Below are 24437 nucleotides of genomic sequence, written 5' to 3'. Positions count from 1 at the left end.
AGTAACCTAACAATGGATAAAATTTTTCACAACCCTCTATGGATAGAAAAACTAAACGCCTTTTGTTGCTTGTTATTTCTTGTAGTGTAACCGGTGTAATTTTAGGAGGCACCACAGGTTGGGCACAAAGCAATATGTGTCTACAAGCCAATAGCGTCACAAGCGAGTGCCTGACACAAAACCCAACCATTAAAACATTAGAGGGGATGAGTACTGGATTACTAGCAGGCTCTGGGGCAGCTTTTGGTGCAGCATGGCAACTTCGCAACCAGGACTAAATAAGTCTTAGGGCTTACACGCTTTATTAAGTCGGCTCTTAAACTAAAAAGATAAGAATCTTAACTAAAAAGGTCTGACAAAGCGTGCATCAGTCAGTATTAATCATATTATCTCTAGTAAGTTTTCTTCTGATATCTCCAGTAGGCAAAGCTGGTATTGCTGAAGCTGCTACTCCTGGTGGCAGGGAAGCGCCATCGTTTACCTTAAGTTCCCAAAAATGGAAAAACAGAGTCCTCTTAGTTTTTGCACCAACGACGGGGAGCAGTGCTTATCAGCAGCAAATGGAGCTATTTAACAAATATAAGCAAGATTTTGCTGAACGAGATTTAGTTCTCATTCAGGTTTTGTCAGAAGGGAAAAGTTATGCTAACGGACACCCAATAGACTCGGCTTCTGCAAGTAAGTTACGCGCTCGCTTTGGTATTGCCAAACAAGATTTTCGTGTTGTCTTAGTCGGTAAAGACGGAGGCACTAAGCGTACCGATAGTAATCCTATACAAGCACGTACTATTTTTAACGAAATAGACGCTATGCCTATGCGTCAGCAAGAAATGGAAAGGAAAAGCAGGTAAAAAGCCGAACATCGCTGGGAGCAATTTTGTACTAAGTGATGTGCTATAGTACATGCGAACTATTTTTACGCTAAAATGTCCAATTTAATTCTATTTTGGCATCGTCGTGATTTACGTGTTTCAGATAACACAGGAATTGCTGCTGCACGACAGCAAAGTGCAAAAGTTGTAGGTGTGTTTTGCCTTGATCCGAATATTTTAGAACGAGATGATGTCGCACCAGCTAGAGTCACTTACATGATTGGCTGTTTGCAATCACTACAAGAGCGATATGCTCAAGCAGGTAGCCAATTATTAATACTTAAAGCGGATCCAACTCAAGCAATTCCAAGGCTAGCGGCAGCACTAGGAGCTAAAGCTGTATTTTGGAATTGGGACGTAGAACCATACTCTCAAGTGCGCGATCGCACAGTACTCGATGCTCTTAAAGAAAAAGGCATTCAGTTTTTTGAACACAATTGGGATCAGATCCTCCACGCACCGGAGGATATTCGCACTGGCTCTAACGCCGCCTACACAGTATATACTCCTTTTTGGAAAAACTGGATTAGTAAACCCAAAGCTAAACCAGTAGAAATAGAAAATTTTGTCGGTTTGACACAACAAGAAAAGGATATTGCAACCCAAGTAGGGGTGATTGAATTACCTTCAGCAAAAGATTTAGGTTTCTGCTGGGATGGAGAACTAGTGATTGCACCAGGAGAAATAGCAGCGCAAGAACTGTTAGACGAATTTTGCAATTATCGTATTAATGAATATCAAGAACAGCGAAATTTTCCAGCCGTTGATGGTACATCGCAACTCAGTGCTGCATTAAAATTTGGTGTAATTGGCATTCGCACCGTTTGGCAAGCCACGATAGACGCGCTACAAAACAGTCGCAGCGACGAAACAACAGCTAGTATCCGCGCATGGCAACAAGAGTTAGCTTGGCGCGAGTTTTATCAACACGCAATGTATAATTTTCCAGAGTTAGCAAACGGTGCTTTCCGGGAAACCTTCAAACGCTTTCCTTGGGAAACTAACGATGAGCATTTTCAAGCTTGGTGTGATGGTAAAACTGGTTATCCCATTGTTGATGCAGCAATGCGCCAGATGAACGAAATAGGCTGGATGCACAACCGTTGTCGGATGATTGTTGCCAATTTTTTAACCAAAGATTTGCTAATTAATCCCCAATTAGGGGAAAAATACTTTATGCAGAAGCTGATAGATGGAGATTTATCTGCTAATAATGGTGGTTGGCAATGGAGTGCTTCTAGTGGGATGGATCCTAAGCCAGTAAGGATTTTCAACCCTGCTAGTCAAGCACAAAAGTTTGACTCAGAAGGTGAATATATCCGCCAATGGGTTCCCGAATTACGTTCTGTAGATACGGAATATTTAGTTACTGGAAATATTCCATACGAAATGAGAGATTCTCTTGATTATCCTCAACCCATTGTAGATCATAAACAACAGCAACGGATGTTTAAAGAGCGTTATCAACAGCAGAAACACCAATAGTTGTGTTAGTATAACAGTGAAAACACTGGGGAGACAGTATGAAAGACAAAAGGTTAAATGTCAGGATGTCTGAACGAAGATTAAATAAGCTACGCTTATACGCTGCAAATAAAGATAAAACAGTTACTCAGGTTGTTGAAGATTGGGTTGATCGTTTACCTTTACCAGAATCTAGCAATTCCTCAAGTACCTCGAAGCTTTGAGAAGAAAGAATTCAGGAGTCAGGAGTCAGGAGTCAGGAGTCAGGAGCTATTGGAGAGTGCATGAGTAATGGAGTTAAAATCCCTACCCGATTGATTCTGAATTCTGACTCCTTCTTTAAATATAAAGTTTTGTAACAATCAGCACTTCTCGCTCGAAAATTCTCAGTTTGCTTTTGAAGAACTAGGTGAACGCACTAGTTCAGTTTTAAATGTGTATCGATTTCAGGGAGCAAAAGCCGTTAAGTTCCATGGCAAAGATTTTTCAGCAAGATGATTTCCTATATGCTGTCACTGGTATACAAATATTTTAACCCTTGCTTTTTGACCAATTGTGTTTTCATATTAGCGCTGGTTTCGATAATGGCTGCCTTAGTTTTCTCTGTTTCACCTCACAATCAACAAGCTCTCATTATTTACACAGACTCATCAGGAGTCAGATAACCTTGATAAACTGCCTTCTCCCCATGCCCCATGCCCCACGCCCCATGCCCCATGCCCCATGCCCATTACCTTATCCAAAGTTAACTTTTAGCAACGACAAATCATCTTCAAAACTGGCTTTAGAGCTTAGGTTGATCAAATGTGATAGAACTTCCTCAAGGTTATGTGACTTGCCATAACGGGTGAGTAGATCAATAAAACCATCAAGACTCCACATATGACCATTTGGTAGCTGAAATTCATATATACCATCGCTAAAAATGTATAAAATAGCGCTTATATCAATATCATAGACATCTTGAACAAAGTCAGCATCGGGTAATAAGCCAATGGGGGCATTTAGAGAGTTTAAGTATTTAATGTTGATTTCTTGCGAATTTACGGATAGTAGTACCCCTGGAGGATGACCAGCGTTAGCGTAAACAAGCTGACGTTTGCGGCGATTGTACACACCATACCAGATTGTAAAGTATTTCTCGCTGTGTTTACTCATCTGGAAGTGATGATTAAGAGCCTGAAGAACTTCTCGTGGTTGATAAAAGTTAGTTTTGGGTAGAGATTGCGATCGCAACAGATTCAGCACAGAAACCGAGAGTAAGGCTGAACCTACTCCATGTCCTGAAACATCTAACAAATAAATCACCAAATGCTCATCATCAAGCCAATAATAATCGAAACAATCACCGCCTAATTGTATTGAAGGAATAAACAGCGCGTCTGTGTTTACAGATCCTATAAGCGGTGAAGGTAGAAGCGATCGCACATAATCGGCGGCTTCTGCTAATTCTGTTTCTAAAATTTGCTTTTGCGTTTGTAGATCCTGATTTAGGACTTCTAAAACTTGCTTTTGGGTATGTAAATCTTGATGCAATTGGTGCAGTCGTAATCCTGCTCTTACTCTTGCCTTTAATTCATTCATCTCTATTGGTTTAGAAATAAACTCATCTGCTCCTGCATCAAGTCCCCTAACTCGATCTTCCTCTTCTCCTGGTGCTGCTCCTTTAGCAGTCAGCAAAATAAAAAAAGTTGTTGCTAACTCTGGATCTGCTTTAATTTTACGGCACACGTCTAGTCCATCTAGTTCCTGCATCATCCAGTCACAGATAATCAGCGCAGGACGTACATTTTGTGCTGTTGTGATTCCTTCCTCGCCATTGCTAGCTACACTAATCTCGTAACCCTGATTTTGAAGTGTTTTTTTCAAAATCGTTCGCACAATCGGGTCATCATCAATAATTAGAATTTTAAAATTTTTTTCGGTCATAAAATTTAAGAATTTTTAACTTACTAAGGGTGTTTTTATTCCTTACTCATTAACAAAGCATGAATCTGGTTAAGAGATTCTTCTATCTTAGAAATTAAGTTAGTAGTACCTCGACGCTCTCGACTACGGGCTAGTTCTTCTAGTTTCTGTGAGGCTATGTTTATGGTTATCGCTCCTATGTTAGCGCTAGCACCTTTGAAGTAATGAGCTTCTTGCTGAAAACGTTCGAAGTCATTATTATTAATTGCCTCTTTAATTGTTTCTAAATGGGTATATGAATCTTCAACAAACATTTGCAACAATTCCATCTCAAACTCCAAGCTGTGGCCAGAAATTTGGTGTAAATGTTCCCAATCAATTGCAATTTCATGTACAATAATATCTCCGATATAAACTATTTCTTCAGACACTTTCTCTTCCTTTTGTTTATGTATAAACTTTGCCCAACGCTCTAGAGTTTGCGCTAAGATTTCTTTGCTGACTGGTTTACTAAGATAGTCATCCATACCTATATCTAGACACATTTGTTTATCCTCTTTCATTGCATTAGCTGTCATAGCAATGACGACAGGACGAAGACGTTTAGTAAAAGAGCTTTGGTACCTACGATGAATTTCTCTTGTGGTTTCTAAACCGTCAAGAATTGGCATTTGGCAGTCCATAAGAATCAAATCGTAAGGAATTTTTTCTAACAATTGCAAAACTTCTTCTCCGTTAGCAGCAACATCAGCTTCATAGCCTAAGTTCTGGAGCACCTTAATGGCGACTTTCTGATTCACGAGATTATCCTCAGCCAGCAAAATTTTTAACTTCAATTTAGTAGAAGGCTGTGAACCGATTTCCCTACGTCTATCTATGTCTCTCTGTTTTTCCTGGGGTTGAGGTTTACTTCCGAATAAAGTCATCATCGTATCGAAAAGCCGGGAGGGCTTCACAGGTTTGACTAAATAAGCGGCAAATCCTATTTTCAGTGCTCGTTGCACGTCATCCCGTTGATTAGTAGATGTAAGCATAATCAGAGGCACATGAGCGATCGCAGAATTTGCCTTAATTTGTTCTCCCAACATCAAACCATCTATATTAGGCATTTGCATGTCAACCAAGACGACGTCGTAGGGTGCTTTCTTTTGGTGAGCCATCTCAATAGCAATCAGCGCACTACTTGCATCCACCGCTTCCTCAACCAGCATTCCCCAACGAGTAGCTTGATAATTGACAATTTTGCGATTGGTAGTGTTGTCATCCACTACTAATAAGCGTCGATTGGTGAGAAGCAGATGATCCTCTTTCGATTCGAAAGGCTGAAGTTGCTTTGCAAAAGGAATCTTAAACCAGAACTTAGATCCACCTCCCAGTTGACTTTCTACCCCTATTTCTCCTCCCATCAAAAGTACTAACTGCTTACAAATAGCTAATCCTAAACCTGTACCACCATACTTACGAGTAGTAGAAGCATCCACTTGGGAAAAAGGAGTAAAAAGTTTCCGTTGATCTTCAGGGGTAATACCAATACCAGTATCTATGACGGAAAATAGAATTGTTGCAGTAGTTGGCTGTTGTGAACTTAATTCTACTCGTACTATCACCTCTCCAGTGCTGGTGAACTTAATAGCATTACCTGTAAGGTTCATCAAAATTTGCCGTAAACGACTAGCGTCTCCTTGAAGGTTGATAGGGACGTCATTATAGATGAGTGCTGCAATTTCCAATCCTTTGTTATGAGCTTGGGGAGCTAGTAATTCCAGTACGTCTTCAACACAGGTAGAAAGGTTAAAATCTAAAGTTTCTACAGCCATCTCCCCCGCCTCAAGTTTAGATATATCCAAAATCTCGTTGATCAGGGTTAATAGAGCATCTCCACTAACGCGAATTGTTTCGACAAAATCTTGTTGCTCAGAAGTTAGTGGAGTTTCTAATAAAAGTCCAGTCATTCCTAGCACAGCATTCATTGGAGTGCGGATTTCATGACTCATGTTTGCTAAAAAAGAACTTTTGGCTTGAGAAGCTAACTCAGCTTCACGACGCGCAACTTCTAGCTCTTTTCTCTGACGAGTTTCTGCTTCTAGCATTTGCGCTTGGGCTATAGCAATACCCACTTGATCAGCTAGTTCTCGTAAAAGATGAGTTTCAAAGCTTGACCATTGACGTGAGTTAATACATTGATGTACGATTAGCAGACCACAAAGATCTTCTTTGATCAAAATGGGAACGACCAAATAGGCTTTGACCTTAAACTCTTGCATTAATTGCACATGAGTTGCTTGTAATTCTCCTAAGTCAAAATCAGCAAGCTCTGGTACTTTGCCTTGACGATATTGCTGTAAACAGTATTGCTGTATATATTCTGCTTGAAAATAAGCATCAGTAATGCTTTGCCCTTTTATTGTAGGACAACCAGAAACAACCGCTTCTGTGATAATATTTCCTGATTGGCCAGGCAAAATTTGATAGATTAAAACTCTATCTAAATTAAGAATCTTTTGTACCTCTGTAACTGTGGTTTGGAGGATTTCTTCTATTTGTAACGATTGGCGAACCTTGAGGGTAATTTCGGTAAATAGTCGCGATCGCAAATTGTGACGATGAAGTTCTTGCTCTGCTTGTTTGCGCTTAATATATTGACCAATCTCGTTACCAATAGAGTTCATAACCATCAGCAAATCATCGTTACGTTGCAGAAGTTCTCTATTGAAGAACGTCATAACGCCAATAATTTTTTGTCCACTATGGATAGGAAAACCAAAAGCTGTTTGGAATCCAGCTTCGGCAGCTAAGGAATCCCGCAGAAAGTTTGGATCACGACTAACATTAATCAACCAAGCAGATTTTTTAGTACTCCATACATTACCAGGTAATCCCACACCTAGTGCAAAAGTTGTTTGGCGAGATTGTTTTACAAACTCTTGTGCGTTAATAGATGCTCTTTGCCAAATATCAAGACAGCGCAAAACATTTGCTTGTTCATTCACTAGCCAAATTTCGCCCAAATCCCACTCTAAACTCTCGCAAATTGCTTGCAGAATCCGAGGAGTGGCTTCGGCGATTGTCGAAGACTCTGCTAATACGCTAGTTACAGCATATTGGACACTTAAATGTTGTTCAGCTTTTTTACGTTCAGTGATATCAATACCAGTACTGATAACGTATTCTACTGACCCCTCATCGTCTTGCAGCATGGTGTTTGTCCACGCAATCAATCGCCGATTTCCATCCTTGGTACTCCAATAGTCTTCGTAATCCTTCAGTCCATAACCAGCTCGGAGCTTCTCAAAAACAGCTTTGATTAATTCCTCTTGTTCAGGAACTAGAAACACATTCCAAAAATACTTACCTCTGACTTCATCAAATGAGTAACCTGTTGTTTGTTCGCAAGCTTGATTAAAACGGACAATTCGCCCTTCTAGATCTAAAACAATAACCAAGGCGCTAACTGTATCCAGGACTGCTGAAATAAAGTTACGTTCTTTATGGAGTGATTCTTCTGTCAACCTATGCTCAGCAAACTCACGATAGATACACGAGTAAACCACAGCAAGAATTACTAAACTCAGGCAGATGGCAATCGCAATTGTTACAGTTAATTTATCAGCATTAGCTTTCACTGTTTCAATCTGTTGGTTAAACAACCCCTTTTGCTCATTATTCATCTCATTAATGAGCTTGGAAATCTCATCCATCTGGTTCTTTCCCTGGGACGGTGAGTATCTTAAGAGATACTGCTGGCGCAAATCAATTGCTTGCTTAAATTGTTCTAGCTGTCGAGCTATCAGGGGTTTAAGGGTTTTGAGATGTTTCTGCTGATTAACTTCATCTACTGCTAAATGGCTGAGATTATCAATTATCGGCTGTACTTTTTTAAGTCCTAATTGATAAGATTCTAGGTAACGCTTTTCTCCTGAGAGAATGTAACTACGTTGTCCAGTATCAACAGACTTAATATCGGAGAGCAGTTTATCCAGAGTATGAATTTTCTGTTGTGTGTTTTTTATCTCATGACTATTTTCGATCAATACTTTTGTCTCGTGAAAGCAAAGTGTACTAATCAAAATTAGAATTCCTGACGCTAACCCAAACCCTCCACTAATTCTTTTTAAGAATTGCCTACGTTTTTTACGTGAGTGTTCAGCATTACTATTGACCAGTAGCAAATTTGCTAAATTGCGCCTTAAGTCCATTTGTTTAATAACTTGACGACCTAAAGCTCGTAATCCTTCAATCTGTTGTGGAGACAGTTTTCTCGGTACATAGTCAATCACGCACAAAGTTCCCAATGAGTATCCTTCAGCATTAGTTAAAGGAACACCAGCGTAAAAGCGAATATTTGGATCCGACGTAACCAGAGGGTTTGTGTCGAACCTTTGATCAATTGTGGCGTCATCAACAATGAAAACGTCAGATTGTAAGATCGTGTGGGCACAGAATGCGTGTTCACGGGGTGTTTCTGATACTTCTAAGCCGACTCTTGACTTAAACCACTGGCGGTTTACATCAACTAAGCTGATTAACGCAATAGGAGTTTCACAAATATATGATGCTAAACGAGTGAGGTCATCGAACGCGACTTCAGCCGGAGTATCAAGTATTTTATACTGCAAAAGCGTCTCGATTCTTTGTGCTTCATTATCAGGTAGTGGTGCTTTCATCCTTGATTATTATTCACGGCTGAAATTAGTCAGTATGGGAAGTAAATAAACTTATTTTGTATTTCAATTAATGACAAGAGTTTGCCTAAAAGCGTTAGCGTAATTTTACTCAAAACTTTTGCCATTTTTAAATTGAGTCTGATTTTTTGACTGTAAATTTACGGTTCCGCTCTAATACTAGGTAACTCCAAGAAATAAATGGCCCAATTAACTTTTTAACTGGAACTATGAGATTCATCTCGAAGAGGTATAACTAGAACAAACCCAGCATAGTCGGCATAAGTACTGTTGACATCTATACTGTTGAGTTAGGAAATTAAACAGAAAAAATCACTATTGAAATGAAAATTACAAAAAAAAGGGAACGGGGAACAGGGAACAGGGAACAGAGAAATAAATATAAACTCCAGTTGTGGGTTTAAAGCCCACTTAAAAAAAGATGTTTTGCAACCTTGTAAGAGAAACACTTCAACGAAAAGCCACCCGCATTGTCAGGAATGTTTATGGATTGGTGAGCGCTCTGCTAAGTCTTTCAAGTGCATTAATCCGGCTTGTGGTGCTGCACGAGATGCAGATCATAACGCCTCGAAACTCACAGCACTAATTGGGGCAGTTTTTGTAAACCTGCCTGGAAATCCGACGGGTTTGTGTTGCTCGCTCAGTTGTAAGAGGGAGCAGGGAATATTCCTCTTTCATGCAAGGCTTGTGAAAAATTTTTCATTGGGACTGCCTTCTGCCCTCTGCCCTCTGCCTTTCTTGCTGACTCCTGACTCCTGAATTCTGACTCCTTGTCCTATTTATTTTGGTTTTGCCGAAAAAACTGCTAAATGTAACGGATTGCAACGTATAATTAAAACGATAAAATAATTAAAAAATATTAAAGAGCAGTAAGGTTACATGCGAGTAGCGATCGCCGGAGCAGGTTTAGCAGGACTTTCCTGTGCAAAATATCTTACCGACGCAGGTCATACTCCTGTTGTCCTAGAAAGTCGAGATTTAGTGGGGGGGTTGGTAGCGGCGTGGAAAGACGCTGACGGCGACTGGTACGAAACCGGGTTGCATGTCTTTTTTGGCGCTTATCCCAATATATTGCAGCTCTTTAAAGAGCTCAATATTGAAGATCGCTTGCAGTGGAAACAACACACTATGATCTTCAACCAGCCTGAGAAGCCAGGAACTTACAGTCGTTTTGATTTTCCTGACTTGCCAGCACCGTTTAATGGAATCGTGGCAATCCTACGGAACAATGATATGCTCAGCTGGGGTGAGAAACTCCAACTCGCTAAGGGATTAGTTCCGGCTATGCTTCGGGGGCAAAAATACGTCGAGGATACTGATAAGTATTCATTTTCTGAATGGCTGAAGCGACAAGGTGTAAGCGACGAAGTACAACAAGATATATTTATTGCAGCATCTAAATCGCTTAACTTTATTAATCCAGACGAAATCTCAGCTGTAGTCCTCCTGACAGCGCTTAGAGCCTTCCTTCAAGAAAAGAATGGCTCAAGAATGGCCTTTTTGGATGGCTCTCCTAATGAGCGATTGTGTAATCCGTTAGTAGAGTATATTACCGCCCGTGGTGGAGAAATACGGTTAAACTCACCGTTAAAGGAAATTCAAACAGATGAAAGCGGGAACGTGACTGGGTTTTTGATTCGGGGTTTGAATGGGGAAAAAGATTACTTATTAACGGCTGATGCTTATGTCTCGGCTATGCCAGTTGACCCATTAAAGGTAATGTTACCTACTCTATGGCAGAAGATGGAGTTTTTCCAAAAACTGGCAGGGCTAGAAGGTGTGCCTGTCATCAACTTGCAGCTCTGGTTTGACCGTAAACTGACAGATATTGACCAATTGCTATTTTCGCGTTCGTCTCTACTGAGCGTTTACGCTGATATGAGTAATACCTGTAGAGAATACGCTAATCCTGACCGCTCAATGTTAGAATTAGTTCTTGCTCCAGCAAAAGATTGGATCTCAAAATCCAATGAAGAAATTTTGCAGGTCACTCTTGCCGAGTTGGAAAAACTTTTTCCTACACACTTTGGGCAAGAAAATCCAGCAAAATTGCTCAAATATCATGTAGTTAAAACGCCCCGTTCAGTTTACAAAGCGACTCCAGGTTGTCAGCAATACCGTCCTGCACAGGAAACCCCAATTCCTAACTTCTTTCTAGCGGGAAGTTACACAATGCAACGTTACTTAGGAAGTATGGAAGGTGCCGTACTTTCTGGTAAGCTGACAGCGCAGGCGATCTCTGCCTCGAACTTAACTTCGGGCGTTTCTGCTGAAGCACTCTCGACGGAAAATTCTTCAAGCCTGCAACTGCAAACCCTTCAGTCTGCAACGAATGCTGCAACTGCCTGATTCCCCCTTATGCATGAAAACGACGATTTCTGTGGAAGAATCTTACCAACTATGTCGCCAGCTCATAGTGAAGTACTCCACAACTTTCTACGCCGGAACACTACTGATCAACAAGCAAAAGCGCCCAGCTATTTGGGCGATTTATGCTTGGTGTCGCCGTACAGATGAACTGGTGGATGGTCCTGCAGCTGCTATGACCACGTCAGAAACTTTAGACTTGTGGGAGCAGCAATTAAAATCTATTTTTGCAGGACGCCCAGTGGATAATTTTGATGTGGCTCTGGTAGATACCATCCAACGTTTCTCTATGGAGATTGAGCCCTTTCAGGATATGATTGCTGGTCAACGTATGGATTTGTACCGGAGTCGCTATCAAACCTTTGAGGAGCTATATTTATACTGTTATCGCGTTGCTGGTACAGTAGGCTTGATGTCAACGGCAGTGATGGGGGTTGATACTTCCAGAAACACAGCTCCGTGGAATAACAATCAACAGCCCTATATTCCTACTGAGGAAGCAATTACCTTGGGAATTGCCCATCAACTTGCCAACATTCTACGGGATGTTGGTGAGGATGCTCAGCGAGGGCGGATTTATATACCCTTGGAAGATTTGGCGCGATTCAACTACACGGAACAAGACTTATTTGCTGGAGTCATTGATGACCGTTGGCGTTCTCTAATGCAGTTTGAAATCCAACGGGCACGTGAATTCTACTCTAGGGCAGAAAAGGGAATTACTTACCTCTCTACTGATGCCCGGTTACCAGTATGGGCTTCTCTAATGCATTACAGTCAAATTTTGGACGTAATTGAACGCAATAATTATGATGTGTTCAATCGACGAGCTTATGTGCCTCAGTGGCAAAAATTACGTAGTTTGCCTCCGGCTTGGCTGCGATCGCAAGTCCTATAGCCATTGTTAGTAGTTAGTTTTTGGTGACCTGCTGCGTTGTTTTGACAAACAATTGGCTCTTATTAGGAACCCTCTTGGCAGTTCCTCTTGGTTAAACCTCCAATTTTGGACTGCCTCATCACTAACTACTAACTTTGTTATTGACATTTCCCAAACACGTGTGATACTATAGTATTCCAACACGCATGGAGAGGTGGCTGAGTGGTCGAAAGCGGCAGATTGCTAATCTGTTGTACGGCAGGCAACTCCGTACCGAGGGTTCGAATCCCTCCCTCTCCGTTTTTGAACATAGAATTCCTCAAAGAGTAGGGGCGGACATTAGTCCGCCCTTACTAATTTGTATGTTGCAAATCTTTAAGTAATTGAGCTTAACTGAGCTATTGCAGGTCAAGCAACTAGCTTCTTATCTTTAATTATCAGGGTTTTCCTATTCCCCCTTAATACTCTAGGAGGATGTTATGATTTATCCTTTAGAGCAAGGAAAGATTCGACTTATATCTTAGTCAGCACCCCGACCTGAAGGACGGGGCTTCTCCCAAGGGGAGACGCCGGAGGCGAACGTGCCTTAATCTTTAGGGATAGCTGACCCGCTTAAGTGCAAGAGCGCACTACGTTAAAGGGAAGCGTTTAAGTCCTACCTACAGAGCAAGAGCCAGTTTGTAGCTCTAGAACCAAGTGGTTAAACAGGTTTACCGGGTTAAGCCAGTGCTGCTTGGAAAGTACCGCCCTCTAACTTTGGCAAGGCTAACATCACCCCTTTTGGGAGGCTCATTTGAGCAAAACCATTATGTGTACAGGTGAGCAGCGCGCAGAAAGAGGGTTTCCCTCATAGAGCGACTGCGAACCCGAAGGGCTGAACAATTTGAAACGGTAATTGTCCCGTTGAAAGTACAACACAATAGTACACCGAGTTAAGTAAGCCCAAGGCAGTAGTGGTAAACAAAAAAATATAAAGCCGTCCTACAAGGACGGGGTTTCTACCCATTAATTTTGATGAAGATAAATTTTAGTTTGAAACTCTACATATAACAGGAGTAAGAATATATGCAAGGAATTCGTGCTGCCTTTGCCCTAACTTTAGCTACGTTAGTCACAGGTTTTCTAACAGCCGCTTGTGAAAACACAAGCCCTAATAATACCGCTGACAATGGCGGTACTGCCAGTCCGGCAGCCAACACCACCACAACAAGCACTACTAAGGGGTTAAAAATTGGTTCACTGCTACCAGCAACTGGTGATTTGGCTTCTATTGGACAACAGATGGCTGGCGCAGTTCCTTTGCTAGTAGAGAGAGTTAACGCTTGTGGTGGAGTGAATGGATCACAAGTTACCCTCGTGTCGGTCGACGATCAAACCGATCCTAAAGCTGGTGCATCTGGGATGAATAAATTGGCAACTTTAGATAAGACGGCTGGTGTGGTTGGTTCTTTTGCAAGCAGCGTTTCAACTGCGGCAGTTTCTATTGCTACGCAAAATAAAGTCGTTCTCATTTCTCCTGGTAGTACCAGTCCTGTGTTTACAGAAAAGGCAAAAAAAGGCGACTTTAAAGGCTTTTGGGCACGCACAGCTCCTCCAGATACATACCAAGCCCTAGCTTTAGCTCAACTTGCCCATAAAAAAGGTTATAAGCAAGTTTCTACAGTCGTAATTAATAATGACTATGGAGTTGGCTTTGAAAAAGCATTTGTCCAAGCTTTTGAAAAATTGGGGGGAACAGTCGTTAATAAAAATAAACCTGTTCGCTACGACCCCAAAGCCACTACCTTTGAAACAGAAGCTTCAGCAGCTTTTGCAGGAAAGCCAAATGCAGTACTGGTTGTGGCTTACGAAGAAACCGCTAGTTTGTTGTTAAAATCTGCTTATCAGCAAGGTCTAACTAAGGGTGTGCAGATTCTGCTTACAGATGGTGAAAAGTCAGATACTTTTGCGGAAAAAGTCGGCAAAGGTCCTGATGGTAAGTATATAGTGGCTGGTGCTATAGGTACTGTACCTGGTTCTAACGGTAAAGGATTAGAGGAGTTCTCTAAGCTTTGGCAATCCAAAAAAGGAGTGCCACCAGCACCATATACTGCTCATGCTTGGGATGCAGCTGCTTTATTGGTGTTGTCAGCACAAGCCGCGAAGCAAAATACAGGTGTTGGTATAGCTAGCAAACTTCGTGAAGTTGCTAATGGTCCTGGTACAGAAGTTAGTGATGTTTGTGAAGGGCTTAAGTTACTTCAACAAGGCAAAAAAATCAACTACCAGGGCGCTAGTGGTAACGTAGACGTTGATCAAAACGGCGACGTCGTCGGCGTTTATGATGTCTGGACAATTGGAGATGACGGCAAAACCAAGACGATAGACAAAGTGAGTCCGAAGTAGGGGATTGGGGATTGGGGATTGGGTACTGGGTAGTGGGTACTGGGTACTTCGTTTAATTCTTCCCCTGCTCCTCTGCTCCTCTGCTCCCTGCTCCCTACTCCCTACTCCCTGTTCTAAAAGCCTCGGAAGTTGTAAGCAAGTCCTAGCAATAATCCCACATCGGTGTCGCTAAAGAATGCTGCGTTTACAGCAGCTGTTGCTGTAAATTGACGGTTAAGAGGTACATCTATACCACCAGATACTAGGAATGCGGCTTCTGTGTTGTCGCCAGTTTTTATCGCTGCACCACCTCCGATATATGGTGCGAATGGTAGTGGTTCGCTAAATGCATCTGCTGAGCGGATGTTAAAGTCATAGGTAATAGGTAGTAGAATCACTGGATCATCGCCAAGCACTGCGGCTGGTCGTACTGAGAAGATTCTTGTTAGACCAATTTTACTTATGACGGTAAAGTTACCATCGCCTAAAGCTGAGCTGCCGCTTAAACCAACGTTTCCTGCAACACCGACATAACTGGCACCACCACGAGTTACTCTACCTGGGGTAACATTGATATCTGCTTGTGCCACACGAGAAGCAGATTGTTTGACTGTGCGTGTTGCACTAGGGAAAGATGATTGAGAAGTTGGTTGTGTGGACTGGGAAGAAAATGCCACTGATGAGGTTGCTGTTGTCCCTGGAATTGGGGTAACTACACGACTAGCAGTTTTCTGTTGAACACTTGTGGAAAACTGCATCTGTGATTGACCTAAATCTGATGATTCGGGCTCTGGCTTAGCTAGTGTAGCTATGGATTGTACTGAGGTTTGAGAAGAGACTGATGGGGTGAAAGCTTGATGGACTTCCTCAGCAGCTATATTGCTAAAAGGTGCTTCCGTTTCTGAAGCCTGAGTTAAGTGGAAAGTGCTTGTGCTTTTCGCAGTTTGGGCTACGGTGGATGAATTGTTTCCTAAGACTGCTAAAGCGGAAAAACTCAGTAACCAAAAAACTCCCTTGGGAGAAACAATAGTATTCACATTCACTCCTAAAAGAATATTGCCAAATAGAGATGATAAGTTTTTAGCCAATTTCCGGCAACTCTCAAAATTTAGCACCAAAATTTAGTTTCCACATCTATAATTCGACGGGAACTGAGGTTTTATATCTCCCTGGGAAAAAAACAAGGATTCAAACAAGGGCGTATCTTGCCCCACGGTCTCAAGATACACTGGGCAAGAGTAACAATAAATATAACTACTTTATTCATGCTTAACATATTAGCTTACACGTTATAGCTGTGAATGTCAATATTATGGTAATAATATTTATTTTTCATGAAAACTTGATAAAATGCTATGAGAATTTAACAATTCATGATACTTTAACTTTTAAGGCTATATCTATATCCTTTGTACAAAATAGTTTTCAAAGAGCTTAAAGGTGTTTTACTGTTACAACAGTAAAAACTTTGTAAAAAGGCTTGTAGTCCACGTTACCCTTACGGTTAACGCTATTTGCGACTAATGATGATTATATGTGCGGATTTGATTAATATCTGATGGGTAGAAAATGTAAAAGCTGGCTTATATCAACTGAATTTTGGGAAATTTATCCGCTAAGTCTGCTGTTTGACCGATTGCTAACGGCACTATCTCTTAGGGTAGGTGAAATAGTAGTGAATATCTCATAAAGATAAATTTTTTCTCTAAAATTCACGATCTTAAGCAGATAAATTGCCTTAAAGAAAACTTTAATAATTTAGCTGACTTGTATGCCTGATTTGTCATAAGTTTAATTTTTACAGACTCTAGATCCAGGGAAATTTCTATGGCTGCTGTATGGTTGCTGAATATATTAAGTCATTTCCGGTTGACTGATTGACAGCAGTATGATCACATGATTGCGTTATCCTTGGGGCAATCGAGTTTAGTACTGTCTAAAAAGCAATCTGTAATAACCACTTTCCAGTGAGTAATTTGAATAAACTCTCTAGCTCGGAAAAAGGATAAAAATTAAAATAATCTTTTTATTCTGTAAATTTCTCCCGAAGTCTCAGACTCAACCTGTTTAATTAGTCATCAGCTAAAACTATTCTCTACTATGCAAAAAGTTAAAATTCTGAATATAGAAATTAACAATTTATCAAAATCAGAATTTTTAGAAACGTTACGGTCTGGAGTTGTATTTACTCCAAATGTAGACCACTTAATGAAACTCCAAAAGGATTCAGAATTTCTGGAGGCATACAGTATTTCTGATTACAAAGTTTGTGATAGTCAAATCCTAATTTATGCTTCTCGTTTTCTAGGAAATCCTCTTAAAGAAAAAATATCGGGTTCCGATTTTTTTCCTGATTTCTACAATTACCACCGTAAAAACGAAAATATAAAAATTTTCCTTTTAGGCGCACGTGAAGGAGTAGCAACTACAGCGCAAACTAAAATCAATAAAAAAGTAGGAAGAGATATTATTGTGGGAACTTATTCCCCACCTTTTGGATTTGAAAAAAATGAGGAAGAATGTCAAAAAATATTGAAGATGATTAATAGTTCTGGTGCTACAGTTTTGGCGATAGGATTGGGTGCGCCAAAGCAAGAAAAATGGCTATATAAGTACAAAAATGAACTATCATCAATAAAAATATTTATGGCATTAGGTGCAACTATTGATTTTGAAGCAGGCAATATCAAAAGAGCACCAAAATGGATGAGTCAAATAGGATTAGAATGGCTTTTTAGACTAGTATCTGAGCCGAAAAGATTGTGGAAAAGATACTTAATAGATGATATTTTTTTCTTTTTTCTAATTCTAAAACAAAAGCTGAATTTATATGCAACTAAAGATGATCACGATAATAGATCAGTCTTGCAAGTAGCTGATAAATGATAGCATAAAATCCTTCCTGATCAGGAAGGATTTTATACTTGAATATGTACTTTACAAGTTATTACAGCAGTTTTCACCTAAATGAACCACACCGTTTGTAAGGGCGCAAGGCCGCAGCGCCCCTACGACTGTGGTCTAATTACCTGAAAATTGCTGTAACTTTAGAAATTTCTAAAATTACGAAATAACTAGAACGTACAGTTAATACATACCTGCTTTGTCTGCGACTTTATCTAAAATTCTACCTAAAGCTGCTCCTGCGGCTTCGCAAGAAAAATGTTTTTGGGCGTAGTCTTTAGCTCTTTGAGCAAGTTTATTGCGTAACGCTGAATCATTCCATAACAATGCGATCGCGTCCATTAGCTCATCAACAGATCCTGGTTCAACCAATAAACCTGTCTCACCATGCTGAACATAATCTTCTGCACCAAGACAGCGTGTTGCGATAACAGCACGACCCATATGCATAGCTTCTATGATTGTGACAATCCCTGCGCCTATGGCTTGTGGCTTTGGTAGTAAAGGTACAACACTTAATCTTGCCTCATGCGCTATGCGCAGACACTCTATTCTATCAATACCAAATGGTGTTTTGACTCCAGGTGGAATGGTTAATCCTTGTAAAGCTTTTGGACTTGAGCCCACAACTGTTGGTATCTTGAGCTTCTCCACTGCTTGAAATAAAGTAGGAAAGTCCCGATGGGCGGAACCAAGTGAAACGATAAAAGGATTTGTTGTATTCTCTGGAGCAGTTACAGGAAGTTCTTTTTCATGAATAGGGATAAATTCTATACGATTTAAAGGTATACCTAACCATTTGTGGTAAATATCAACTTCACGGCGTGTATGAACAATGAAGTAATCAATCTTGTTCAAACTTAGTTGGGCTAACTTACGTTTCACGCCACTATAGTAAGAGCCAATATTGAATTGCCAAGCAACTACAGGAATACGCTTACCAGTGATGCACTGTTGTATCCCTATCACAGCTGGTAGCTGAGGAAAAAGTGTGATCACCCCTCCCTCCGTACTTTTCATTGCTTTGAAACCGTGTTCCCAATAGATCAACCAATCCCTAGGTCCAGTTACAGAAGACTTCTTATTGTGCCAATTTTGTAATGGTACTGGACGCGGGACTATATTAAGTTCGTGTCGATCTCCTGGAACGAATTTGGTCAACCAGGGCTCGTTGGGCAAATTATATTGATTAAATTGAGGAGCAGCAACTGTCCAATACATAAGTTAATAAAGGTGATTGATTGATAAAAAGCAAACAGGTGCAAGATGTCCTGTTTTCATGCCTGCGGACTTTTGACACGATTATACAGTATCATATGATACTATATAATTAGTGCCTGTAACCAGATACTGTATATAGAATCTAACTCTTGATCAATTAACCAGCTTTTAACACTTGATTATGCGCAGCTTATATATCTGATTATTAAATTTTTGTCAGCTACTAACATTGCACGCGGTCTTACACTTGCGATTATAGGGAATAGAGATTATCAACGGAACAAATTCCCTTTAAAGATTAGATAAAGATTAGGTAAAATGAAAAATACATTGATAAAGTGATTTTTTTATCAACACCTAGGATACGTCAAAAAAATAATACTATTTAATTAAGTGAGATAGAAGTTTTACGTAAGCAGACTGATAATAAATCGCAGGTTCAGTCAGTTCCCAAATATTAGCATTGGCAGGGGTTTTACTTGTGTTATTTTCGTCAACATAGGCTTTCATTGGTAAGTTTTTATCAATACTTATTGAACCAGTATAGTTTTTGTTAGGTCCCCCTGGAACATAACCAGGAGCTGGTCCACATCGGCGATCCCCTGGAGCTTTGTCAAAAACCTTTTGTCCAAACCAAGCATGGTAATATCGATTCACTGAGTAGCTAGCGCCATATTTATACATATTACTCAAGTAAACTATTCCAAAAGGATTAACCCCATGAAGATAATGTAGATGATCTAAAGCTCTAGTTTCGTAAGACCGAGTTTGAGATGGGTTAACTTTATACAAAGCTGCGTCAAAGTTGGTATTCCCAATGTTGGCTTTAACTAAGTTACTACCCCAATGATACTGCTCGTTTGGCATATAAGCACGGTAGGGATCAGTTTCACCATCTTTTGTATCGCCATAAGCCTGGGGATTGTTCTTGATCTTTTCTGTAAACGTGCTGATAATTTTATTTTTAATTTCGGCGTCTCCGTTTTTAAAACGCGTGTATTGCAGCAAAGCATCACCCTGATGAGACTGATATTGCGACCAGGTATCATCATGGAATGCACTAAGTTGATTGATGTTCTGGCGGATATAGTCGGTATATTCCTGCTGCTTGTCCAACATAGATAGATAAATTGCAGCAACAACTCCACTCCCAATTTGCTCCTCGGGTTTTCGATCAGCATCACCAGACTTAATTTCCTGGGTATCGCAATTGGTGTTTATAGGATTGTTCCTAAACCATTTCCAAGCAGATCTGGCGCGTTGCGCAAGATCGTAACTATAACTTTGAAGTTGCGGGAACTTACCAAGAACAAGGCTAGCATGGGCAAACATACCGCTTGTCGCAATGGTTGAAGAAGAACATTTGGGAGCATAATATCGGGGACGGGTATCCTTACCAGGAGAAGCTGCATCCTTAAAATCAAGGGTACCAACTTTGATAAAAACTCCACCGTCTTTATCCTGCATTTTTTTGAGCCATTCCAGCTCAAACTTCACTTCATCAAGAAGATCAGGAAAATGATTACCAGACTCTGGTATATTAAAATCGTCAGTCCATATTGAAGGATTTTCCTGATAAGCGGTTAACAGTTGATGGACGACAGGTTCAGCAAACGTGACATATTTATTAGTGTCGCCAGCATCCATCCAACCACCGCTAACATTTCTAGCTGTTGCTGGATTGTTTTTATCGGTAACTAAGCGTGCTTCAGTATCCTGTCTTGGTTTCATAAAACCTGGTGTGTCAGTCCAGCAAGCATTTGCATAGGGTGGTTTCTTGGCAAATCCGCTACGCTGGTAAAAAAACATCTTTGTAGCGACCTTTAACGGGGTTTTATAAACTTCGTCCTGAATTTTAAAAGAAGGAGACTGAGTATTTTTCTTTGGATCAACAATCACGTATGAACCAGGAGTGGTGACTTTTGAAAAGTCAAACCACCAAGCTTTATCACCGGATTGTTTATGAGTCTCACCGTTATTCCAAACAGAAGGGACTCCAGAGAAGACAGTACGATTTGTTTTTATGTTTTTAACAATAAGGGTATGAGAAGGGGTAATCCCTTTATGAGCGTTAAACCCTGCTTGCGGATCCGCAATCACAGCGATTTTAGTATCTTGAGGTCGATAGCCAAACTGATCCACCATAATATAACTATATGGTTGCATAGATGCAGCACAGCCATGATTGACAAAAATAACCGCTGCGATCGCAGTCAATAAAACCTTTAGAGCATATCGAATAATTTTTTTCATCCAATAATCCTACACTATGTCAGAACTTGACCTAGATTGTAGGAACCATTTTAGATAAATGCTGATATCTTTCAACAGGTATGCCAGCTTTAGCAGATATCATGACAGCCGCATGGTGAGGCTGAATTTCTGCAAAGAACTTTTCGAGCTGTTCATCTGACATAGGCTCAGTGTCCCAGTATTCATGGACAATCTTTTGAGAATCATGATAATGCCCTGATTCTTCTTTAAGAAAATGATCAACAAATACTCCATATAGTACATACTCAGCAAGATTCCATGAATTAGCTAGAGCTTCAAGCCACTCTTTGCCAGAAATGCTTTCTAACTTTTGATATAACTTGAATACGTTATCACGTTTCCAAGTAACCACTTGAGCAATATAGCCAGGATCCGGGTAGACATTATTAGGTATACCAAGCAATTTATTTGCAGCTTGATGTCCTTTCACATGAGCTGGTGCATCGTAAGAATGTTCTCTAAAAAGCCTAACTAAGCCTGAGCGTATAAAGCTTGTTTCAAGGTTGAAAGGGCGTATAAACGTTACATCTGAATCAACAAATACCAAAACGTCTTCTTCTACACATTGAGCAGAGGATATTTTGACAATTTGCTGTACGATCCAATTGCGGAGAGGAAGGCTTTTGAAACTGAACCAACCGTTTTTGAAACCAGATATGCGTTGAATCCACCAAGGTAATAACGATTGTACAATATGAATTTTCGTATAAGGACTTTCTAGCTGGCGGAAAAGTTCTAGATCCCGACGTTCTACAATAATGTGATGGGTAACTGTTGGTGATACAAATTGCTGTATACTCCAAGATAGTAAGCGGCATCTTTCAAAATCTGGAGCATAGCTAGGAGTAACGATGGCAAAATCAAAGTTCTTCATTTAGCAAATGTAGTTAAAATTGGAAGTAAATGAAAGGTGAGGAATTGTGAGAGCCTAAAATCAGTAATCCCAATATCAAAAAACACATGAAAAACATGCCTTTAAAACTAGTTAGCTTTAACTTGAAGCCTTGACTTAACTTATTACCCCAGAAATCTACTAAAACTAATAAGGGAAGACATAAAAATACTGAAGTCGCATACCAATTAATGCCTACAGTAGAGGTTAAACAAAACAATTTTTGGATAATACCTAGTGAGACAGAGAAATTGGTTGACCTAAAGAAAACCCACGTTAGACACACAAACGTCAAGGTGAGCAGCCAAGCAATTATTTTGTATGGGAATGAATTGAGTATATACTTTTTTTGTACATTGTCTATATAAAATTTATGAATTGCCAAAGCAATACCATGCAAGCCACCCCATACAACAAAATTCCAACTCGCACCATGCCACAAGCCTCCTAATAACATTGTAATTAAAAGGTTAATATACTGCCTTTTCTTTCCTTTACGATTACCACCCAAAGGAATATATAGATAATCTCTTAACCATGAAGAAAGAGAGATATGCCATCTTCTCCAGAATTCTGTGACACTTTGAGAAATGTAGGGAATATCAAAGTTTCTTGGAATATCAAATCCCAAACATTTTGCTGAGCCAATTGCCATATCAGTATAACCACAGAAATCGCAATAAATTTGCATAGCATAAGCTATGACTGCAAGCCACAGTGTGATCGTACTATAAGAGAGGGGATTTTCAAAGACAACGTCTACAAAAACTGCTAGATGGTCAGCAATCAAGACTTTTCTAACTAGACCCAATAAAAAAATTTGTATACCAAGGCTTACATTGTCTCGCTTAATAGTGATATCATGTCTAATCTCCGGTAAAAACTGCTTTGGTTTTAATATTGGGCCTGCAATTAAATGGGGAAAAAACGCTACCAGAAGTGCAAAATCCCAAAAGGTCTTAGCTGATTTGTTCACTCCACGGTAAATATCAATGGTATAACTCATTACTTCAAAAGTAATGAAAGATATTCCTACTGGCAGGATAATACTCAATAAAGGAAGCTTAATATTCAGAGGATTAAAAAGAAAATTTGCTGAGTCGATGAAAAAGTTAAAGTACTTAAAAAATCCCAGGACACCTAAGTCAAATACTATACTTGCTATCAACAATTGATTTTTTTGTTTGTTATCTTTACTACCCTCAATTTTTAAGGCTGCGTAATAGTTTACACCAGTTAATAGCAACATTAAAATGGTAAATCTGTAATCCCAATACCCATAAAAATAATAACTTGCTAGTACAAGAATAATTCTTTTAATTGAATTTGATTTTATAAAAATCATCAATAAAAGAATAACAGTAAAGAAAATAAAATATTCTATGCTGGAAAATATCACTTTGCTATCTTCTCCTTCAAAAGATTTGTCAGACTTTCAGCAATGATCTCATGACCTATTTCGTTTGCGTGTCCTGTTCCTGGGATAGTGTTATTAAAACCGAAAGCTGTCTGGTGAGTTAATTCATAAGATTTTAAAAAATCTTTCCTGGGATTGACGAATTTCACATTATGTTTTTGACTAAATGTCTCTAGCAAATTCCCTATTGGAGAAGGCTCTTCATTCAGATTATTGTAGTGAATAAAAGGAAGATACAAAATCACTAATTTATCTTGATATTTATTTTTTAGTTGCTGAACTACCCAATCTGCAAGAGGGGTATAGTCTTGCGATCTTAATATTTTTTGAAAATCTTTCTCTTTATCTTCTTTTTTTCCTTCTTTAACAAAGAAATTTTTTAAGTTATCTCCGCCAACTCTCACAACTGAATAGTTGAGGAGAAAACTAAGTTGTGGCGTTTTTTTGAGAAGAAGCTTTGATAAAGCATTATCGCTAGAAAAGTCTTTTATATATACTATTTTGTAGTTATTATTGTCTTTTGTTACATAAAATTGCTTTCCTTTATCTACCATAAATTGAGTAAAAGATACATCATCAATCTGTACAACCACGAGATCTGGTTGAATAGTAGACTTATAAAAGTCAGCAAGGTAAATAAACTGAGCAGGTGAAGCGCCATCTCTGCCAGCGTTGACGGTAGTTACTAATTTTGATTTAATATGATTTCTTAGTTTCTCTTGTAGTAAATGAGTGTAAGTTTTGTCGTCTGCTACCTGAACGGCTTTTGTATTTGAATCCCCTAGAGACAAAATTCTATATTCATTTTGAGCTTTTGATGAGATTTCATCTCCTCTCATTCCTAAGCTGTTGATTTTTGTCCTGCTAAATCCTTCTTTCCCAACGACAGAAGTTCCTGGCTTATTAATTCTTCCCATTACTGGGTGCTGTGTAAATCCTGGGCTTTTTTCCATTGTCGTTTGTAAGATAACTTCCCACGCACATAGTGCACACATAATTGCTGCTGCGCCTTTGAGAATAATTTTCATGCTGGGTTCCTAATTTTTTTAAGCGAAATAAGCCCTTTAATTTAATGGTTATCAAAAAATGCTTCTATACAAGAATATAATATTCTATGTTAAAATATTATAAATTTTTTAAAAAGATATTTCTCAGGAGGCAAAGAGTATTACAGTCACTACGGACTATCTTTCTC

16 protein-coding genes and 1 tRNA gene are annotated in these 24437 nt (G+C 39.6%); 9 read left to right on the top strand and 8 right to left on the bottom strand.

Translation table 11 applies throughout. The features are described from left to right. Positions 1-38 precede the first annotated feature (38 nt). The 4 genes from G4P69_RS14300 to G4P69_RS14285 all read left to right on the top strand — a co-directional run bounded on the left by G4P69_RS14300 (position 39) and on the right by G4P69_RS14285 (position 2560). The gene (locus G4P69_RS14300) at positions 39-278 is read left to right on the top strand and encodes a hypothetical protein (RefSeq protein ID WP_208350391.1); all 240 of its coding nucleotides are present in this window, start codon (positions 39-41) and stop codon (positions 276-278) included. An 84-nt stretch (positions 279-362) separates the two neighbouring features. Beyond that, a complete protein-coding gene (locus G4P69_RS14295) occupies positions 363-851 on the top strand; it encodes a DUF4174 domain-containing protein (protein WP_208350386.1) in 489 nt (162 codons plus the stop codon). A 75-nt stretch (positions 852-926) separates the two neighbouring features. Further along, positions 927-2357 (top strand): FAD-binding domain-containing protein, encoded by a 1431-nt coding sequence (locus tag G4P69_RS14290; protein ID WP_208350382.1) that lies wholly within the window; start codon positions 927-929, stop codon positions 2355-2357. Positions 2358-2395: 38 nt separating this feature from the next. Next, positions 2396-2560 (top strand): hypothetical protein, encoded by a 165-nt coding sequence (locus G4P69_RS14285; RefSeq protein ID WP_208350380.1) that lies wholly within the window; start codon positions 2396-2398, stop codon positions 2558-2560. A 511-nt stretch (positions 2561-3071) separates the two neighbouring features. Here G4P69_RS14285 and G4P69_RS14280 read toward each other — a convergent pair. Both G4P69_RS14280 and G4P69_RS14275 read right to left on the bottom strand, forming a co-directional pair. Next, positions 3072-4265 (bottom strand): SpoIIE family protein phosphatase, encoded by a 1194-nt coding sequence (locus G4P69_RS14280; RefSeq protein ID WP_208350371.1) that lies wholly within the window; start codon positions 4263-4265, stop codon positions 3072-3074. A 35-nt stretch (positions 4266-4300) separates the two neighbouring features. Then, complete coding sequence (locus tag G4P69_RS14275; protein ID WP_208350366.1) at positions 4301-8908, bottom strand: response regulator; 4608 nt, start codon at positions 8906-8908, stop codon at positions 4301-4303. 897 nt (positions 8909-9805) lie between these two features. On the opposite strand from G4P69_RS14275, the gene pds reads away from it, so the two are divergent. The 4 genes from pds to G4P69_RS14255 all read left to right on the top strand — a co-directional run bounded on the left by pds (position 9806) and on the right by G4P69_RS14255 (position 14555). Then, positions 9806-11275 (top strand): 15-cis-phytoene desaturase, encoded by a 1470-nt coding sequence (gene pds, locus G4P69_RS14270; protein ID WP_208350357.1) that lies wholly within the window; start codon positions 9806-9808, stop codon positions 11273-11275. Beyond that, on the top strand, positions 11259-12191 hold the full coding sequence (gene crtB / locus G4P69_RS14265) for a 15-cis-phytoene synthase CrtB (protein WP_208350354.1): 933 nt from the start codon (positions 11259-11261) through the stop codon (positions 12189-12191). Before pds ends, crtB begins: the two co-directional genes overlap by 17 nt. A gap of 187 nt (positions 12192-12378) precedes the next feature. Then, positions 12379-12470: transfer RNA gene (locus tag G4P69_RS14260), tRNA-Ser, on the top strand. Between the two features lie 765 nt (positions 12471-13235). After that, positions 13236-14555, top strand: a complete 1320-nt coding sequence (locus G4P69_RS14255) for an ABC transporter substrate-binding protein (protein WP_208350352.1) — start codon at positions 13236-13238, stop codon at positions 14553-14555. Positions 14556-14668: 113 nt separating this feature from the next. Here the strand turns inward: G4P69_RS14255 and G4P69_RS14250 are convergent, their stop codons facing one another. Next, positions 14669-15622 (bottom strand): hypothetical protein, encoded by a 954-nt coding sequence (locus G4P69_RS14250; protein ID WP_243902962.1) that lies wholly within the window; start codon positions 15620-15622, stop codon positions 14669-14671. A gap of 1012 nt (positions 15623-16634) precedes the next feature. On the opposite strand from G4P69_RS14250, the gene G4P69_RS14245 reads away from it, so the two are divergent. Beyond that, the gene (locus G4P69_RS14245) at positions 16635-17420 is read left to right on the top strand and encodes a WecB/TagA/CpsF family glycosyltransferase (RefSeq protein WP_208345386.1); all 786 of its coding nucleotides are present in this window, start codon (positions 16635-16637) and stop codon (positions 17418-17420) included. A gap of 201 nt (positions 17421-17621) precedes the next feature. Here G4P69_RS14245 and G4P69_RS14240 read toward each other — a convergent pair whose 3' ends face one another. The 5 genes from G4P69_RS14240 to G4P69_RS14220 all read right to left on the bottom strand — a co-directional run bounded on the left by G4P69_RS14240 (position 17622) and on the right by G4P69_RS14220 (position 24270). Next, positions 17622-18599 (bottom strand): glycosyltransferase family 4 protein, encoded by a 978-nt coding sequence (locus G4P69_RS14240; RefSeq protein ID WP_243902704.1) that lies wholly within the window; start codon positions 18597-18599, stop codon positions 17622-17624. A gap of 441 nt (positions 18600-19040) precedes the next feature. After that, the gene (locus tag G4P69_RS14235) at positions 19041-20912 is read right to left on the bottom strand and encodes a glycoside hydrolase family 9 protein (RefSeq protein WP_208350348.1); all 1872 of its coding nucleotides are present in this window, start codon (positions 20910-20912) and stop codon (positions 19041-19043) included. Between the two features lie 31 nt (positions 20913-20943). Next, on the bottom strand, positions 20944-21807 hold the full coding sequence (locus tag G4P69_RS14230; protein ID WP_208350346.1) for a DUF6492 family protein: 864 nt from the start codon (positions 21805-21807) through the stop codon (positions 20944-20946). Positions 21808-21820: 13 nt separating this feature from the next. Beyond that, the gene (locus G4P69_RS14225) at positions 21821-23224 is read right to left on the bottom strand and encodes an MBOAT family O-acyltransferase (protein WP_208345959.1); all 1404 of its coding nucleotides are present in this window, start codon (positions 23222-23224) and stop codon (positions 21821-21823) included. Then, the gene (locus G4P69_RS14220) at positions 23221-24270 is read right to left on the bottom strand and encodes a hypothetical protein (protein WP_208350344.1); all 1050 of its coding nucleotides are present in this window, start codon (positions 24268-24270) and stop codon (positions 23221-23223) included. The genes G4P69_RS14225 and G4P69_RS14220 overlap by 4 nt, the downstream gene beginning before the upstream one ends. Positions 24271-24437: the final 167 nt, after the last annotated feature.

The sequence above is a fragment of the Aetokthonos hydrillicola CCALA 1050 genome (genome assembly GCF_017591665.1).
GTDB classification, from domain to species: domain Bacteria; phylum Cyanobacteriota; class Cyanobacteriia; order Cyanobacteriales; family Nostocaceae; genus Aetokthonos; species Aetokthonos hydrillicola.
This window is presented reverse-complemented; position numbering and strand designations above follow the sequence as displayed.